The organism is Streptomyces polygonati, from assembly GCF_042650325.1.
Taxonomy (GTDB): Bacteria; Actinomycetota; Actinomycetes; order Streptomycetales; family Streptomycetaceae; genus Actinacidiphila; species Actinacidiphila polygonati.
Genome location: NZ_JBHSBB010000010.1, coordinates 607,077 through 621,738, shown reverse-complemented (window position 1 = coordinate 621,738; position 14,662 = coordinate 607,077). Strand labels below are relative to the sequence as shown.

Sequence of the window (14,662 nt, the reverse complement as noted above, 5' to 3'; positions counted from 1 at the left end):
CGGTGTGCCGGTATCGTTGCTGACGGTCGGCGGCCTCGTAGGGTTCCCTGGAATCCGAGCGGCTCCCGCCTCGTACGATCCTCCCAAAACGGTCCGGGCACCACCTTCCTCCCGCCGGGTGTTCCGTACCGACGGAGAACCCGGCGTGAACCCGCCGCGGACCCGCCCGTGAACCGACCGTGAACCCCGCCCCTGAACCGACCGAGCCAGAGACTGAGAGAGCCTCCGCCAGTGGCCGCCCGCACCCCCGCCCGCCTCGTCGTCCTCGTCTCCGGTTCCGGTACGAATCTCCAGGCACTGCTCGACGCCATCGACGCCGATCCCGCCTACGGCGCGAGGATCGTCGCGGTCGGCGCCGACCGCGACGGCATCGCCGGCCTGGAGCGGGCCGAGCGGGCGGGCCTGCCCACCTTCGTGGTGAAGCTGAAGGACCACCCGGACCGCGCCGCCTGGGACCGGGCGCTCGCCGAGGCCACCGCCGGGTACGACCCCGATCTCGTGGTCTCCGCCGGTTATATGAAGATCGTTGGCCCGGCATTCCTGGCCCGATTCGGGGGACGTTTCATCAATACGCACCCGGCGCTGCTGCCCAGTTTCCCGGGCGCGCACGGCGTGCGCGACGCCCTCGCGTACGGCGCCAAGGTGACCGGCTGCACCGTCCACTTCGTCGACGACGGCGTCGACACCGGCCCGGTCATCGCCCAGGGTGTGGTCGAGGTCCGGCCGGACGACACGGAGGAAGCGCTCCACGAGCGCATCAAGGAAGTCGAGCGACAACTGCTCGTCGACGTAGTAGGGCGGCTGTCACGCGACGGCTACCGCATCGAAGGACGAAAGGTACGGGTTCCGGCATGAGCGCCGACGTCACCAACGGTACGAACGGGTCGGACGGGTCGGAGGGCAAGCGGCCCATCCGCCGCGCGCTGGTCAGCGTCTTCGACAAGACCGGTCTGGAGGAGCTGGCCCGCGGTCTGCACGACGCGGGCGTGGAGCTGGTCTCCACCGGGAGTACGGCCGGGCGGATCGCCGCGGCCGGCCTGCCCGTCACCAAGGTCGAGGAACTGACCGGCTTCCCGGAGTGCCTCGACGGCCGGGTCAAGACGCTGCACCCGCGGGTGCACGCCGGCATCCTCGCCGACCTGCGGCTGGACGACCACCGCCGGCAGCTCGCCGACCTCGGCATCGAGCCGTTCGAGCTGGTCGTGGTGAATCTCTACCCCTTCCGCGAGACGGTCGCCTCGGGCGCGAGCGACGACGAGTGCGTGGAGCAGATCGACATCGGCGGCCCCTCGATGGTGCGTGCCGCCGCCAAGAACCACCCCTCGGTCGCGGTCGTCACCAGCCCGGACCGCTACCCGGACGTACTGGCCGCCGTCGCCGAGGGCGGCTTCGACCTCAGGACCCGCAAGCGGCTGGCCGCCGAGGCTTTCCAGCACACCGCGGCGTACGACGTGACCGTGGCCTCGTGGTTCGCCGAGGGCTACGCCGCCGACGCGGAGAGCGAATTCCCCGACTTCACCGGTGTGACCTACCGGCGCCAGAACACCCTGCGCTACGGCGAGAACCCGCACCAGGGCGCGGCGCTCTACATCGACGGCAGCGGGCTGGGGCTGGCCGGGGCGGAGCAGCTGCACGGCAAGGAGATGTCCTACAACAACTACGTGGACACCGAGGCGGCGCGCCGGGCGGCGTACGACCACGACGGGATCTGCGTGGCGATCATCAAGCACGCCAACCCGTGCGGGATCGCGCTCGGTACGGATGTCGCCGACGCGCACCGCAAGGCGCACGCGTGCGATCCGCTGTCCGCGTTCGGCGGGGTCATCGCGGTGAACCGGCCGGTGTCGGTGGCGATGGCCGAGCAGGTCGCGGAGATCTTCACCGAGGTGATCGTCGCGCCGGCCTACGAGGACGGCGCGGTCGAGGTGCTGGCCCGCAAGAAGAACATCCGGGTGCTGCGGTGTGCGGCCGGGCCGGCCGCGACCACCGAGTACCGCCCGATCGAGGGCGGCGCGCTGGTCCAGGTCAAGGACCGCCTCCAGGCGGACGGCGACGACCCGTCGACCTGGACGCTCGCGACCGGTGAGGCGCTGTCGGCGGCGGAACTGGCCGACCTCGCGTTCGCGTGGCGGGCCTGCCGCGCGGTCAAGTCCAACGCGATTCTGCTGGCCAAGGACGGGGCGACGGTCGGGGTCGGCATGGGGCAGGTCAACCGGGTGGACTCCGCGAAGCTCGCGGTGGAGCGGGCCGGGGCGGAGCGGGCGGCCGGGGCCTACGCGGCCTCCGACGCGTTCTTTCCCTTCCCGGACGGGTTGGAGGTGCTCACCGCGGCGGGGATCAAGGCGGTGGTCCAGCCGGGGGGGTCGATCCGCGACGAGGCGGTTGTCGCTGCCGCGACGGAGGCGGGGGTCACGATGTATCTGACCGGGACGCGCCACTTCTTCCACTGACCCCGGTGGGGGCTTTGCCCCGGGGGGCCGTTGGCCGTCTGCGGCGCCGTCGCGGTTCCGCGCGCAGTTCCCCGCGCCCCTTGCGGGGCGGGCCCCTGCCCGGGTGAGTGTGTGCGCTCCTGGGCGGGGTCGTCCGGTGCGGGTCGCGGCGGGCTGGTCGCGCAGTTCCCCGCGCCCCTTGCGGGGCGGGTTCTGCCCCTCGGGGTCGTCGCCCGTCTGCGGCGGCGTCGTGGTTGCGCGCGCAGTTCCCCGCGCCCCTGTTGGGCAACGTCGGCGGTAAGGCACCGCACTGTGGGGCACCGTTGGCTGGCGGGTGGCGAGGTCGTGCCCCGAAGGGGCGCGGGGAACTGCGCGACCAGCCACCGGCTCAGCGGTGGTCGACGACGCACCGCAACCGCCCCTCGGCGGCGCGGGGTGCCTTACCAGGGGCGCGGGGAACTGCGCGATCAGCCACCGGGTCAGGGGTGGTCGACGACGGACCGCAACCGCCCCCAGGGGCGCGGGAACCGCGCGGGCAGTTGCCGCCTAGGTCTGGTCCTTGATCACGACCGTGTGCAGCACCTTGTCCGCGAAAGTCTGCCGCTTCGGGTCCCACAGCGGCCACAACCACCCGATGTAGCACGCCAGATTGTCCAGAATGTGCAGGAGGCGGCGGCCGAAGGCGAGGCCGAAGCCGAGGGTGGCGCCGTCGTATTCCTTCAGGAGGCGGATGCCGACGATGCGCTTGCCGGGGCTCTGGCCGGTCGAGCCCTCGCGGTAGGCGATGAAGAAGACCGCGCCGAGAGCGAGGACCCCGCCGAGGAGGATCAGGATGATCGAGCCGGTCGGCGGGTGCGGGAGCGAGCAGCGGTCGCTGGGGATGCCCTGGTCGTCGCAGGTGTTGAGGCGGTCGTTGGACGCGAGGATTATTCGTATGTAGCCGGCCCCCGCCAGGCCCTGCGGGATCAGGAAGAACATCAGCCAGTCCAGGAGGAAGGCGCCCAGCCGGGCGCCCCAGCTCGCCAGCGGCGGCATCCCGGGCAGCGGCACCCCAGGACCGGGCGCGTAACCGTATCCGTACGGGGGCGGCGGCTGCTGGTAGCCGGCCGGCGGATACCCGTAGGGCTGCTGCGGCGGCTGGCCGTACGCCCCCGGCTGCGGCGGATAGGGATACGGATACGGCTGCTGCGGAGCGCCGTACGGCTGCCCGCCGCCGTAGGGCTCCTGCGACGGCGGCTGCGCCTGCGGCTGCGGCTGGTCCTTCGGCTGCGGCTCACCGTAGGGACTGCTGGGATCGGGGGGCTGACTCACGGGCTTTTCCTTAAGCGGGCACGGGGACGGAAAGGTGCGAACGGGCGAGTGAATATCCCACTGGCCGCGGGACATCGTCCGACCCGGGAGCATCGCCGCGCAAGGGACAAAGGCGGTCGCTCAGGGGGCAAAGTTGTCCGGTCCCCGGGCTGATTGGTCGGTCGCGGGCCCGATCCGCGAGGATAGGGGCATGACCGCCCAGATTCTCGATGGCAAGGCCACCTCCGCAGCGATCAAGTCCGAGCTGACCGGCCGCGTCGCGGCCCTCAAGGCCCGCGGGGTCACCCCCGGCCTCGGCACCCTCCTGGTCGGTGACGACCCGGGCAGCAAGTGGTACGTGGCCGGCAAGCACCGCGACTGCGCGCAGGTGGGCATCGCCTCCATCCAGCGCGAGCTGCCGGACACCGCGACCCAGGCCGAGATCGAGGCGGTGGTCCGCGAGCTGAACGAGAACCCCGACTGCACCGGCTACATCGTCCAGCTGCCGCTGCCCAAGGGCATCGACACCAACCGGGTGCTGGAGCTGATGGACCCGGCCAAGGACGCGGACGGCCTGCACCCGATGAGCCTGGGCCGTTTGGTGCTGAACGAGCCGGGGCCGCTGCCCTGCACCCCCAACGGCATCGTGGAACTGCTGCGGCGGCACGACGTGGACATCAACGGCGCGCATGTGGTGGTGGTCGGGCGCGGCATCACCGTCGGGCGGTCGATCGGCCTGCTGCTGACCCGTAAGTCGGAGAACGCCACGGTGACCCTGTGCCACACCGGCACCCGGGACCTGTCGGCGCAGCTCAGGCAGGCGGACATCATCGTGGCCGGGGCCGGTGTGCCGCACATCATCAAGCCGGAGGACGTCAAGCGGGGCGCCGCGGTGCTCGACGTGGGCGTCAGCCGGGACGAGAACGGCAAGATCGTCGGCGATGTCCACCCGGGGGTTTCCGAGGTGGCGGGCTGGCTGTCGCCGAACCCGGGCGGGGTCGGGCCGATGACGCGGGCGATGCTGCTGCTCAACGTGGTGGCGGCGGCCGAGGGGATCGAAGCGGCGGCGGCGCTCGGGCAGGCGGACGCGGAACAGGCGGCGGACCGTGTCGGCTGAGGCGGTCGGGCCGAACCCGTCCCCCGACCTGGAAGCGGCCCAGCACACGGCCGAGCCCGTCCGGCGGCACGCCCGTGACCCGCGCGAGCCGCGCGAGCACCGTGAACCGGGCGGCCGGCCCGCCATCACCACCAGCACCCCGCGCCCCGAGGGCGGCGGGGCGGCGGCCGGCGGGGACGCCCCGGCGCCGGCCAGGCAGTGGCCGATCCTGCTGGTCATCGCGGGGGTCGCGATAGGCCTGCTCGTCACCGCCACCGACGCCTTCCGGGCCGGCACGCTGCTGATCGGCTGCTCGCTGCTGCTCGGCGCGGTACTGCGCTGGGGGCTGGCCCGGGTCGGCATGCTCGCGGTCCGCAGCCGCTTCACGGACGTGATCACCTACGGCGCGCTGGGCACGGCCATAGTGCTGCTCGCGCTGATGGCACAGCCCGACCCGTTGATCCGGATCCCGTTCCTGGAGGACATCATCCACTTCTCGGTCCGGTAGCGGACCGGTGAAGTGCAATTGCGGTCACTCCCTATAGCAGGCCGGATACTCCCCGTGGCCGGGAGTCCGGAAAATCCTCCCCGCGGAGCACGGGCGTTCTAGCGTTGGCCCGGCAGAGGTACCGAGCGATGCGGGGGACAGGGCGTGGGTCAGTGGGAGCCGTTGGCGGACAGCATCCCGGTGGATGTGCGGCGGCTCGCCACGCAGTTACGGCGGATGAAGGACCGCAGCGGGCTGACCGTGCCGGCGCTGGCGGCCCGTACCGCCCAGTCCGCCGAGAACTGGGAACGCGCGCTGGCCGGCCGGCGGTTGCCGCCGCTGGACGCGGTGGAGGTCCTGGCGCAGGTCAGCGGAGCCGACTACGACCGGATCGGCGCGCTGTGGAAGCTCGCCGAGAAGGCGAGCGCGGGAGCCGGTGACCGGGTACGCGGCAGGCGGGTGCCGCATCCCGACCCGCTCGATCCGCTGGGCGCCGAGGACGGACTGCCCGGGCGCGGGCGGCGATTACTGCTGCTGGCGGCAGCGGGGGTGCTGGCCGTCGCCGCGCTGGTGGCGGTGATCCTGACGGCGGGCACGAGCAGCGGCCGGGCTCCGGCCGGAAGTCCGCTGCCTTCCGGGGTGGCCGCGTCTCCCGAAGGCGCGGTGGGCCGGGCGCCGGCCGGCAGGGCCGCTGCTGGCTCCGGCGGGCCCGCCGGGTCGCCGGGGGCGCTCGCACCGGCCGCTTCGGGCCGGGCACCGGCGGCCGGTACGACGGCGGGCGCCGCGTCCGGCGACCGGCCGTCGGTGATGGGCGGGGCGGCCAGCACGACGCCGCCGCCCGCCGGACCCCGGACCGGGACGGCCGGCGCGGCACCCGGCTCGGGCTCGGGTCCGGACCAGGGTTCGGGCTCCGGTGCCGATCCCGAGCCCGGTTCGGGCGGGTCCGGCGGCGTCAGCGCCCCGCCGACGACCGGCGGCGCGGGACCCGGCGGCGCCTCGCCCTCCGCCTCGCCCACCACCGCGCCGCCGACGTCGGCGCCGGCACCCACGCCGAGCCCCAGCAAGCTGTGCATCGGCCTCATCGTGCTGGGTATCTGCATCGGATGACGCGGTCGAAGTGAACTGCCGGGCCGGAGCGCGGGGTTAGCGGGTGAGGTCGGGGCCTCGGGTCGGCGTGTCGGCCGGAAGTGGCGGCGGGGGTGGCTGAATCGTTCCCGCACCGGGCTTCCGGGGCGGCCCGGTGACCGGTGCCACATACCCGCGGGGCATCGGTGGCGCCGACCCGCGATAGCCTGACGGTTGGCTCTCTTGACGCCGAGAGATCCACGTTAGGGGCCGCCTGGGCCACTGCCGGGGCGACCAGTTACCCGCAGCAGGAAAAGGCCAGGAGAAGGCATGACTCGCACTCCCGTCAACGTCACCGTCACCGGAGCGGCCGGCCAGATCGGCTACGCGCTCCTCTTCCGTATCGCCTCGGGCCACCTGCTCGGCGCGGACGTACCGGTGAACCTCCGGCTCCTGGAGATCCCGCAGGGCCTCAAGGCCGCCGAGGGCACCGCCATGGAGCTGGACGACGCCGCCTTCCCGCTGCTGCGCGGCATCGACATCACCGACGACCCCAACGCGGCCTTCGACGGCGCGAACGTGGCCCTGCTGGTCGGCGCCCGCCCGCGCACCGCCGGCATGGAGCGCGGCGACCTGCTCTCGGCGAACGGCGGCATCTTCAAGCCGCAGGGCAAGGCGATCAACGACCACGCGGCCGACGACATCAAGGTGCTGGTGGTCGGCAACCCGGCGAACACCAATGCGCTCATCGCGCGGTCGGCGGCCCCGGACGTACCGGCGGAGCGCTTCACCGCGATGACCCGCCTGGACCACAACCGGGCGATCGCGCAGCTCGCGAAGAAGACCGGCGCGCAGGTCTCCGACATCAAGCGGCTCACCATCTGGGGCAACCACTCGGCCACCCAGTACCCGGACATCTTCCACGCGGAGGTGGCCGGCAAGAACGCGGCCGAGGTCGTCAACGACGAGCAGTGGCTGGCCGACACCTTCATCCCGACCGTGGCGAAGCGCGGCGCGGCGATCATCGAGGCCCGCGGCGCCTCCTCGGCGGCGTCGGCGGCCTCCGCCGCCCTCAACCACGTCCACACCTGGGTCACCGGCACCGCCCAGGGCGACTGGACCTCGATGGGCGTCGTCTCGGACGGCTCCTACGGCGTCCCGACCGGCCTGATCTCCTCCTTCCCCGTCACCACGAAGGACGGCGCGTACGAGATCGTCCAGGGCCTGGACATCAACGAGTTCTCGCGGGCGCGGATCGACGCGTCGGTGAAGGAGCTTGAAGAGGAGCGGGAAGCGGTGCGGGCGCTGGGGCTGATCTGACGGTCGGCCCGGTCTGACGCTCGCGCGTCCCGCTCGGGTGACGCACGTAAGGGGCTCCGGCTATCGCGCCGGGCCCCTTACGGGTTCCCGGGGGGCGGGGGCTCGCCGAAGCGGGCCAGGGCGAGGGCTCCCAGGACGGCGAGGACGAAGCCGGACACGGCGGCCGGGGCCCAGCCGTCGCGGGTACGGTCGCCCAGGGCCAGGACCCCGACCAGCGCGGGGCCGATCGTCTCCCCGATCACCATGCCGGCGGTGGCGGCGGTCACCGAGCCGCGCTGCAGGGCGGAGGTCAGGAGGAGGAAGGCGGCGGCGCCGCCCAGCAGCAGGGCGTACAGCGCGGGGTTGGCGAGGAGTTCGGCCGGCCGCGGCGTGTCGATGAGGCGGACGGACACCTCGACGATGCCGAAGCCGAGACCGGCGCCGAGTCCGAGGGCTGCCGCCCTGGCCTTCCCGGGGAGGCGGCCCGCCGCTGAGCCCAGCGCGGGGACGACCGCCGCGGCGGCCAGCGTGCCCCAGCGCAGCGCGGTGCCGCCATGGCCTCCGCCCTCGGTGCCGGAGGCGAGGCCCAGCAGGGCGAGGCCGCCGCAGACGGTGGCGACCGCGGCCCATTCCCGGCGGCCGAGCCGTACGTTCAGCATCCGGCTGGCGGTCACCGCGGTCACGGCCAGGCTCGCGGCGAGGGCGGCGCCGACCGTGTAGATCGGCAGTTCGCGCAGCGCGACGAGTTCCAGGGCGAACCCGGCGAGGTCCAGGCCGAGGCCGGCCACGTACTTCCACTGCCGTACGGCTCGCGCCAGCAGTTTCGTGTCGACCCCGGAGCCGCTGCCGGGCTCGGCGGCCCTGGCGCCGACGGCTTGCAGCACGGACGCGACCCCGAAGGCGGCGGCTGCGCCGAGCGCGGCAAGCATTCCGGTAAGCATCCGCAGAGCCTATGGGGGGCGCCGGCCCCCGCTTCCCCTTCCGTCGGCGGCTGCCCTGCCCGGGCGGGGGGTGTTTCCCACCCGTGCCACCCGTGCGGGTGGTTTGTCGGCGGACGGTTCCCCTTGCGGGGGCGCGCCACCATCGGCGGCTGCCGGCCCGTGCGGGGGGAGCATCCGCTCTCCCCCCGGGCGGACTCCGCCGGGTCAGCCGCCCGGGAAGATCGAGAACCTACCCCGCCAGCACCCCGCGGAGCCGCGCCAGCGCCCAGTCGAGGTCGTCTTCGGTGATCGTGAGGGGTGGGGCCAGGCGGATGGTGGAGCCGTGGGTGTCCTTGACGAGGAGGCCTTGGGGGAGGAGGCGTTCGGAGATGATGCGGCCGGTGCCGAGGGCGGGGGCGATGTCGAGGCCGGCCCACAGGCCGCGGCCGCGGACGGCGGTGACCGCGCCGGTGGGGACGAGGGTCTGGAGCTCGGCGTGCAGGTGGTCGCCGAGCGTGGCGGCGCGCTCCTGGTATTCGCCCGTCCGCAGCATCGCCAGGACTTCGAGGCCGACCGCGCAGGCCAGCGGGTTGCCGCCGAAGGTGGACCCGTGTTCGCCCGGGCGGAAGACGCCCAGCACCTCGCGGGAGGAGACGACCGCCGAGACCGGGACGACCCCGCCGCCGAGCGCCTTGCCGAGCACGTACATGTCCGGCACCACACCCTCGTGCTCGCACGCGAACGTACGGCCGGTGCGGCCCAGGCCGGACTGGATCTCGTCGGCGATGAAGAGCACCCGGCGCTCCTGGGTGAGCCGCCGCACCCCGGCGAGATAGCCGGGCGGGGGCACGAGGACGCCGGCCTCGCCCTGGATCGGCTCCAGCAGCACCGCGACCGTGTTCTCGTCGACCGCCGCGTCGAGCGCGTCGAGGTCGCCGTAGGGCACCACCTTGAAGCCCGGGGTGTACGGGCCGAAGTCGGCGCGGGCCTCGGGGTCGGTGGAGAAGCTGACGATCGTGGTGGTGCGGCCGTGGAAATTGTCGGCGGCCACCACGATGGTGGCCTTGCCGTCGGGGACGCCCTTGACCTGGTAGCCCCACTTGCGGGCCGTCTTGATCGCGGTCTCCACCGCCTCCGCCCCGGTGTTCATCGGCAGCACCGTCTCCATCCCGCACAGCTCCGCCAGCTCCCCGCAGAACGCGGCGAAACGGTCGTGGTGGAAGGCGCGCGAGGTGAGCGTGACCCGGTCGAGCTGGGCCTTGGCGGCCGCTATCAGCCGGGGGTGCCCGTGGCCGAAGTTCAGCGCGGAGTAGCCGGCCAGCAGGTCGAGGTAGCGGCGGCCCTCGACATCCGTCACCCACGACCCCTCGGCGGAGGCGATGACGACGGGCAGCGGGTGGTAATTGTGCGCGCTGTGGGCCTCGGCCGCCGCGATCTGGCGTTCGGTGGCCGTGGTACCGGCACTGGAGATGCTGGAGAGGGTGGTCACGTGCGTGCTCCGATCGTCGTACGTCGGGAGACCGGCCGGGCCCGGCGCTGGGCGGGGGTGGTGCCCCCTGCGGTGTACTCCCTTCCGCTCCCCTCCATGGTCGCTCACCCGTCGTCCACAGCGAAGGCCCGCGGGGGTGGGGGCGGGCTGGACCGACCTGAGAGAATGGGGCCATGGCCTCTGAACGCATCCCCGGGCGTCCGCGCGCCCTCTCCGGCATCCAGCCCACCGCGGGCTCCTTCCACCTGGGCAACTACCTCGGTGCGGTCCGCCAGTATGTGGCGCTGCAGGAGACGCACGACGCGTTCTACATGGTCGTGGACCTGCACGCCATCACCATGCCGCAGGACCCGGCCGGGCTGCGGGCCAATACCCGGCTCGCCGCCGCCCAGCTGCTGGCGGCCGGGCTGGACCCGGACCGCTGCACGCTGTTCATCCAGAGCCATGTGCCCGAGCACGCCCAGCTCGCCTGGGTGATGAACTGCATCACCGGCTTCGGCGAGGCGTCCCGGATGACGCAGTTCAAGGACAAGTCCGCCAAGCAGGGAGCCGACCGGGCCACCGTCGGCCTGTTCACGTATCCGATCCTCCAGGTCGCCGACATCCTGCTCTACCAGGCGGACGCGGTGCCGGTCGGCGAGGACCAGCGGCAGCACATCGAGCTGACCCGGGACCTCGCGGAGCGCTTCAACGGCCGCTTCGGGCAGACCTTCAACCTGCCGGCCGCGCACATCGTGCGCGAGGTCGCCAAGATCCACGACCTCCAGGACCCGACGGCCAAGATGAGCAAGTCGGCGGCCTCGCCGAAGGGCCTGGTCAACCTGCTGGACGAGCCGGGCGTCTCGGCCAAGAAGTTCCGCTCGGCGGTGACCGACACCGACACGGTGGTGCGGTTCGACGAAAAGGACAAGCCGGGCGTCAGCAACCTGCTCACGATTCACTCGGCCCTCACCGGCACCGGAATCCCGGAACTCGAGGAGCAGTACGCCGGCAAGGGCTACGGTGCGCTGAAGACGGACGTCGCGGAGATCTTCGTGGCGTGGGTCACACCGTTCCGGGAGCGTACGCAGGAGTATCTGGGAGATCCGGAAACACTGGACGCGGTGATGGCCAAGGGGGCCGAGAAGGCGCGAGCGGTCGCCGCGGAGACGCTGGCGGCGGCCTACGACCGGATCGGCTTCGTACCGGCGAAGCACTGAGGTGCCAGGGCACTGGAGTGCTGAAGTGCTGAGCTACTGAGCCACGGCAAGGACGTACGGAAGCGCTGAGGTTTCGTCGAGCGGAAGGGGCGGTGTGCCGGAGCTGAGGAGTGGCCTGGGTCGCGGATCGGGGATCTGTGACCTACGTCGCTGTCCGGCATGCCCCTCTACGCGCGACACTGGCATCTCGGTTGCCCGAGTTTGTGACCGACGTGGGGAAAGGGGTGAAACGCATGGGGAGCGCTGTGGGTACCACCACGATCGGCGTGTCCATCGCGGTCCCGGAGCCGTACGGCCGCTTGCTCCAGGACCGGCGGAGCTCCTTCGGCGACCCGGCCGCCCGCGCCATCCCCACCCATGTCACGCTGCTGCCGCCCACCGAGGTCGCACCCGCTGAGCTGCCCGCCTTCCAGCGCCATCTGACGAGGGTGGCGAACGCCGGCCGCCCGTTCGCGATGCGGCTGGACGGCACCGACACCTTCCGGCCGCTGTCGCCGGTGGTCTACCTCCGGGTCGCCGAGGGCGGTCCGGCCTGTGCGGAGCTCCAGGAGCGGGTACGGTCCGGGCCGGTGGAGCGCGAGCTCCAGTTCCCGTACCACCCGCATGTCACGGTGGCGCACGGCATCCCGGACGCCGCGCTGGACCGCGCCCAGGCCGAACTGGCCGCGTTCGCGGCCGGCTGGTCGGCGATCGGCTTCGCCCTCTACGTCCAGGGCGGGGACGGCGTCTGGCGCAAGATCCAGGACTTCCCCTTCGGCCCGCCGGACGAGCAGCCGGCGGTGCCGCAGCAGCAGGCCACCCGTACGCCGACCCGTATCTGAGGGCCGGTCCCCAAGGCTAGGACCCGCCCCGGAGACGCGTCTTCGGAAACCCGCCGCTACAGCGGCAGCCTGCGGAAGACCGCGCGGGGAAGGTGCCGCAGCACCGACATGACCGGGCGGAGCGTCCCCGGCACCCACATCACCTCGGACCGGCGGCGCAGGCCGGACTCGATGGCGGCCGCGACCGCCTCCGGGGTGGTGGACAGCGGCACTTCCGGGCGGCCCGCGGTCATCTTCGTCCGGACGAAGCCGGGGCGTACGACCAGCACATGGACGCCTGCCGGGCGCAGCGCGTCGCCGAGGCCCTGCGCGAAGACGTCCAGACCCGCCTTGCTGCTGCCGTAGATGAAGTTGGAGCGCCGGCCGCGCTCGCCGGCCACCGAGGACATCACGATCAGCGAGCCGTGCCCCTGGCGCTGGAGGGCCGCGCCGCAGACCAGGGCGGAGGACACCGAGCCGGCGTAGTTGGTCTGCGCGACCCGGACCGCCGCGGCTGGTTCCTGCTCGTCGCGGGCCTGGTCGCCGAGCACGCCGAAGGCGAGCAGGACGGCGTCCACATCACCCTCGGCGAAGACCTTGCCGAGGGTGTCCTCGTGGGAGGCGGGGTCGAGCGCGTCGAAGGGGACCACCCGGGTGTCGGCGCCCAGCGCGCGCAGCCGGGCCGCCGCCGCGTCCAGGGCGGGGGAGGGCCGCCCGGCCAGCCATACCTTGCGGGTGCGGCGCCCGATCAGCCGCCGGGCGGTGGCCAGCCCGATCTCGGAGGTGCCGCCCAGGAGCAGCAGCGACTGCGGTGCCCCGAATGCGTCCTTCATATGCGTACTCCCTCGGTCGTACTCGGTCGTACTCGGTCCTGTTCGTTCCTGCTCGTCCGTGCTTGTTCGTGCTGGTCCGGGCCCGTTCATGAGCCCGTTCACGGGCCCCTTCATGGATTCCGTCACAGCCCGAGCCGGCGGGCCAGGTCCGAGGTGATGGCGCCGCGCGGGTCGTGCAGGGCCCGCAGCTCGCGGAAGTCGTCGAGCCGCGGATACATCCGGGCCACCATCTCCGGCCGCAGCCGGGAGTCCTTGGCGAGGTAGACCCGGCCACCGGCGCCGGCCACCTCGTCGTCCAGCTCGTCCAGCAGCGAGCCGAGCCCGGACAGCGACGCGGGGATGTCCAGCGCCAGCGTCCAGCCGGGCATCGGGAAGGACAGCCAGCCCGGATCCCCGTCGCCGAACCGCTTGAGCACCGCGAGGAACGACGGGCAGCCGCGGGTGCTCAGCCGCCGTACGATCCGGCGCAGCGCCTCCTCCTGGCCGTAACCCACCACGAACTGGTACTGCACGAAGCCGCTGCGCCCGTAGATCCGGTTCCATTCCGGCAGGCCGTCCAGCGGGTGGAAGAAGGAGGCGATCTTCTGCAGCCGGCCGCGGCGCTCGCGCGGCGCCTTGCGGTACCAGAGTTCGTTGAAGAGCCCGACCGTGGTGCGGCCGAGCAGCCCGTCCGGCACGAAGCGGGGGGCGGCCGGCAGTCGCCCGGGACGGAAGGCGAGCGCGGTGCGGCGGGCCCGGCCGGGCAGTGCGTCGAGCGGGGCGTGGTCGCCGCGGGTCAGCACCGCGCGTCCGGTGCGGGCGCCGCGCGCCAGCAGGTCGATCCAGGCCACCGAGTAGCGGTACTCGTGGTCGGTCGCGGTGAGCCGGGCCATCAGGTCGTCCAGGTCGACGGCGCGTTCGGTGTCCACCGTCATCAGCGAGGTCTCCACCGGCACCAGGTCGATGGTGGCCGCCAGCACCACCCCGGTCAGGCCCATGCCGCCGGCCGTCGCCCAGAACAGCTCCGGTTCGTCCTCGGGGGTGACCAGCCGGGTCTCGCCGTCGCCGGTCAGCAGCTCGATGGCCCGGACGTGCCGGGTGAAGGAGCCGGAGACATGGTGGTTCTTGCCGTGGATGTCCGCGCAGATGGCCCCGCCGACCGTCACGAAGCGCGTGCCGGGCGAGACGGGTACGAACCAGCCGAGCGGCAGCAGCACCTCCATCAGCCGGTGCAGGGAGACCCCGGCGTCGCACACCACCAGCCCGTTCACCGCGTCGATCTCGTGGATGCGGTCCAGACCCGTCATGTCCAGGACCGCGCCGCCCGCGTTCTGCGCCGCGTCGCCGTAGGCCCGACCGAGGCCGCGGGCGATGATGCCGCGGCCGTCGCTGCCGAGGACGGCGGCGGCGGTCTCCTCGTACGACCGGGGGCGCAGCAGCCGGGCGGTGGTCGGAGCCGTACGGCCCCAGCCGGTGACGGACGACGGCGCCGGGTCGGGGGCGGTGGCCGGGGCGGGGGGTACGGGCATACCGGTGACCGTAGCGCCGGAAGACATGCTGATTGCCGAGAATGTACTGAGAATGACGCTTATGGGGCTTTTCTCACTGAAAAGGGCGAACGGGAGTGCGCGGGCGACGGGTTCGCACGGTAAGAACGTGGTGTCTGATACTGCCCATATCGAGCATATGGTGCATATTGCTCGTGATGCCCGTGGCACCAGCGTCACCCGTATCTCCTGTATCTCCTGTATCGCCCGTATGACCTTCGTGTCATAG

General features: G+C 72.7%; 14 protein-coding genes. 9 read left to right on the top strand and 5 right to left on the bottom strand.

Annotation, left to right across the window (positions count from 1 at the left end; translation table 11 throughout):
- Positions 1-231: 231 nt before the first annotated feature.
- Entirely contained in the window at positions 232-855 is a 624-nt protein-coding gene (gene purN / locus ACFO3J_RS15440) for a phosphoribosylglycinamide formyltransferase (protein ID WP_386429957.1), read from the top strand.
- Positions 852-2,450: a bifunctional phosphoribosylaminoimidazolecarboxamide formyltransferase/IMP cyclohydrolase gene (purH, locus tag ACFO3J_RS15435; RefSeq protein ID WP_386429956.1), complete on the top strand. Its 1,599-nt coding sequence runs from the start codon at positions 852-854 to the stop codon at positions 2,448-2,450. Before purN ends, purH begins: the two co-directional genes overlap by 4 nt.
- Before the next feature lie 525 nt (positions 2,451-2,975).
- Here the strand turns inward: purH and ACFO3J_RS15430 are convergent.
- Complete coding sequence (locus ACFO3J_RS15430) at positions 2,976-3,740, bottom strand: RDD family protein (RefSeq protein ID WP_386429955.1); 765 nt, start codon at positions 3,738-3,740, stop codon at positions 2,976-2,978.
- Positions 3,741-3,930: 190 nt separating this feature from the next.
- Here ACFO3J_RS15430 and ACFO3J_RS15425 point away from each other — a divergent pair, with 190 nt between their 5' ends.
- The 4 genes from ACFO3J_RS15425 (at position 3,931) to ACFO3J_RS15410 (ending at position 7,687) form a co-directional block, all read left to right on the top strand.
- A complete protein-coding gene (locus tag ACFO3J_RS15425) occupies positions 3,931-4,836 on the top strand; it encodes a bifunctional methylenetetrahydrofolate dehydrogenase/methenyltetrahydrofolate cyclohydrolase (RefSeq protein ID WP_386429954.1) in 906 nt (301 codons plus the stop codon).
- On the top strand, positions 4,826-5,323 hold the full coding sequence (locus tag ACFO3J_RS15420) for a DUF3017 domain-containing protein (protein WP_386429953.1): 498 nt from the start codon (positions 4,826-4,828) through the stop codon (positions 5,321-5,323). The genes ACFO3J_RS15425 and ACFO3J_RS15420 overlap by 11 nt, the downstream gene beginning before the upstream one ends.
- Before the next feature lie 144 nt (positions 5,324-5,467).
- Positions 5,468-6,409, top strand: a complete 942-nt coding sequence (locus ACFO3J_RS15415) for a helix-turn-helix domain-containing protein (protein ID WP_386429952.1) — start codon at positions 5,468-5,470, stop codon at positions 6,407-6,409.
- A gap of 288 nt (positions 6,410-6,697) precedes the next feature.
- Positions 6,698-7,687 (top strand): malate dehydrogenase, encoded by a 990-nt coding sequence (locus ACFO3J_RS15410; protein WP_386429951.1) that lies wholly within the window; start codon positions 6,698-6,700, stop codon positions 7,685-7,687.
- A gap of 77 nt (positions 7,688-7,764) precedes the next feature.
- On the opposite strand, the gene ACFO3J_RS15405 is transcribed toward ACFO3J_RS15410, so the two are convergent.
- Positions 7,765-8,607 carry a hypothetical protein gene (locus ACFO3J_RS15405; protein WP_386429950.1) on the bottom strand — a complete coding sequence of 281 codons (843 nt, stop codon included), beginning with the start codon at positions 8,605-8,607 and terminating at the stop codon, positions 7,765-7,767.
- Positions 8,608-8,836: 229 nt separating this feature from the next.
- Positions 8,837-10,075 carry an ornithine--oxo-acid transaminase gene (gene rocD / locus ACFO3J_RS15400; RefSeq protein WP_386429949.1) on the bottom strand — a complete coding sequence of 413 codons (1,239 nt, stop codon included), beginning with the start codon at positions 10,073-10,075 and terminating at the stop codon, positions 8,837-8,839.
- 173 nt (positions 10,076-10,248) lie between these two features.
- On the opposite strand from rocD, the gene trpS reads away from it, so the two are divergent.
- Entirely contained in the window at positions 10,249-11,274 is a 1,026-nt protein-coding gene (gene trpS, locus ACFO3J_RS15395; protein WP_386429948.1) for a tryptophan--tRNA ligase, read from the top strand.
- A 245-nt stretch (positions 11,275-11,519) separates the two neighbouring features.
- Positions 11,520-12,095 carry a 2'-5' RNA ligase family protein gene (locus ACFO3J_RS15390; RefSeq protein WP_386430230.1) on the top strand — a complete coding sequence of 192 codons (576 nt, stop codon included), beginning with the start codon at positions 11,520-11,522 and terminating at the stop codon, positions 12,093-12,095.
- Between the two features lie 56 nt (positions 12,096-12,151).
- Here the strand turns inward: ACFO3J_RS15390 and ACFO3J_RS15385 are convergent, their stop codons facing one another.
- Both ACFO3J_RS15385 and ACFO3J_RS15380 read right to left on the bottom strand, forming a co-directional pair.
- Complete coding sequence (locus tag ACFO3J_RS15385; protein ID WP_386429947.1) at positions 12,152-12,907, bottom strand: decaprenylphospho-beta-D-erythro-pentofuranosid-2-ulose 2-reductase; 756 nt, start codon at positions 12,905-12,907, stop codon at positions 12,152-12,154.
- 122 nt (positions 12,908-13,029) lie between these two features.
- Complete coding sequence (locus tag ACFO3J_RS15380; RefSeq protein WP_386429946.1) at positions 13,030-14,415, bottom strand: FAD-binding protein; 1,386 nt, start codon at positions 14,413-14,415, stop codon at positions 13,030-13,032.
- A gap of 4 nt (positions 14,416-14,419) precedes the next feature.
- Between ACFO3J_RS15380 and ACFO3J_RS15375 the strand changes: the two genes are divergently transcribed.
- Complete coding sequence (locus tag ACFO3J_RS15375; protein ID WP_386429945.1) at positions 14,420-14,662, top strand: hypothetical protein; 243 nt, start codon at positions 14,420-14,422, stop codon at positions 14,660-14,662.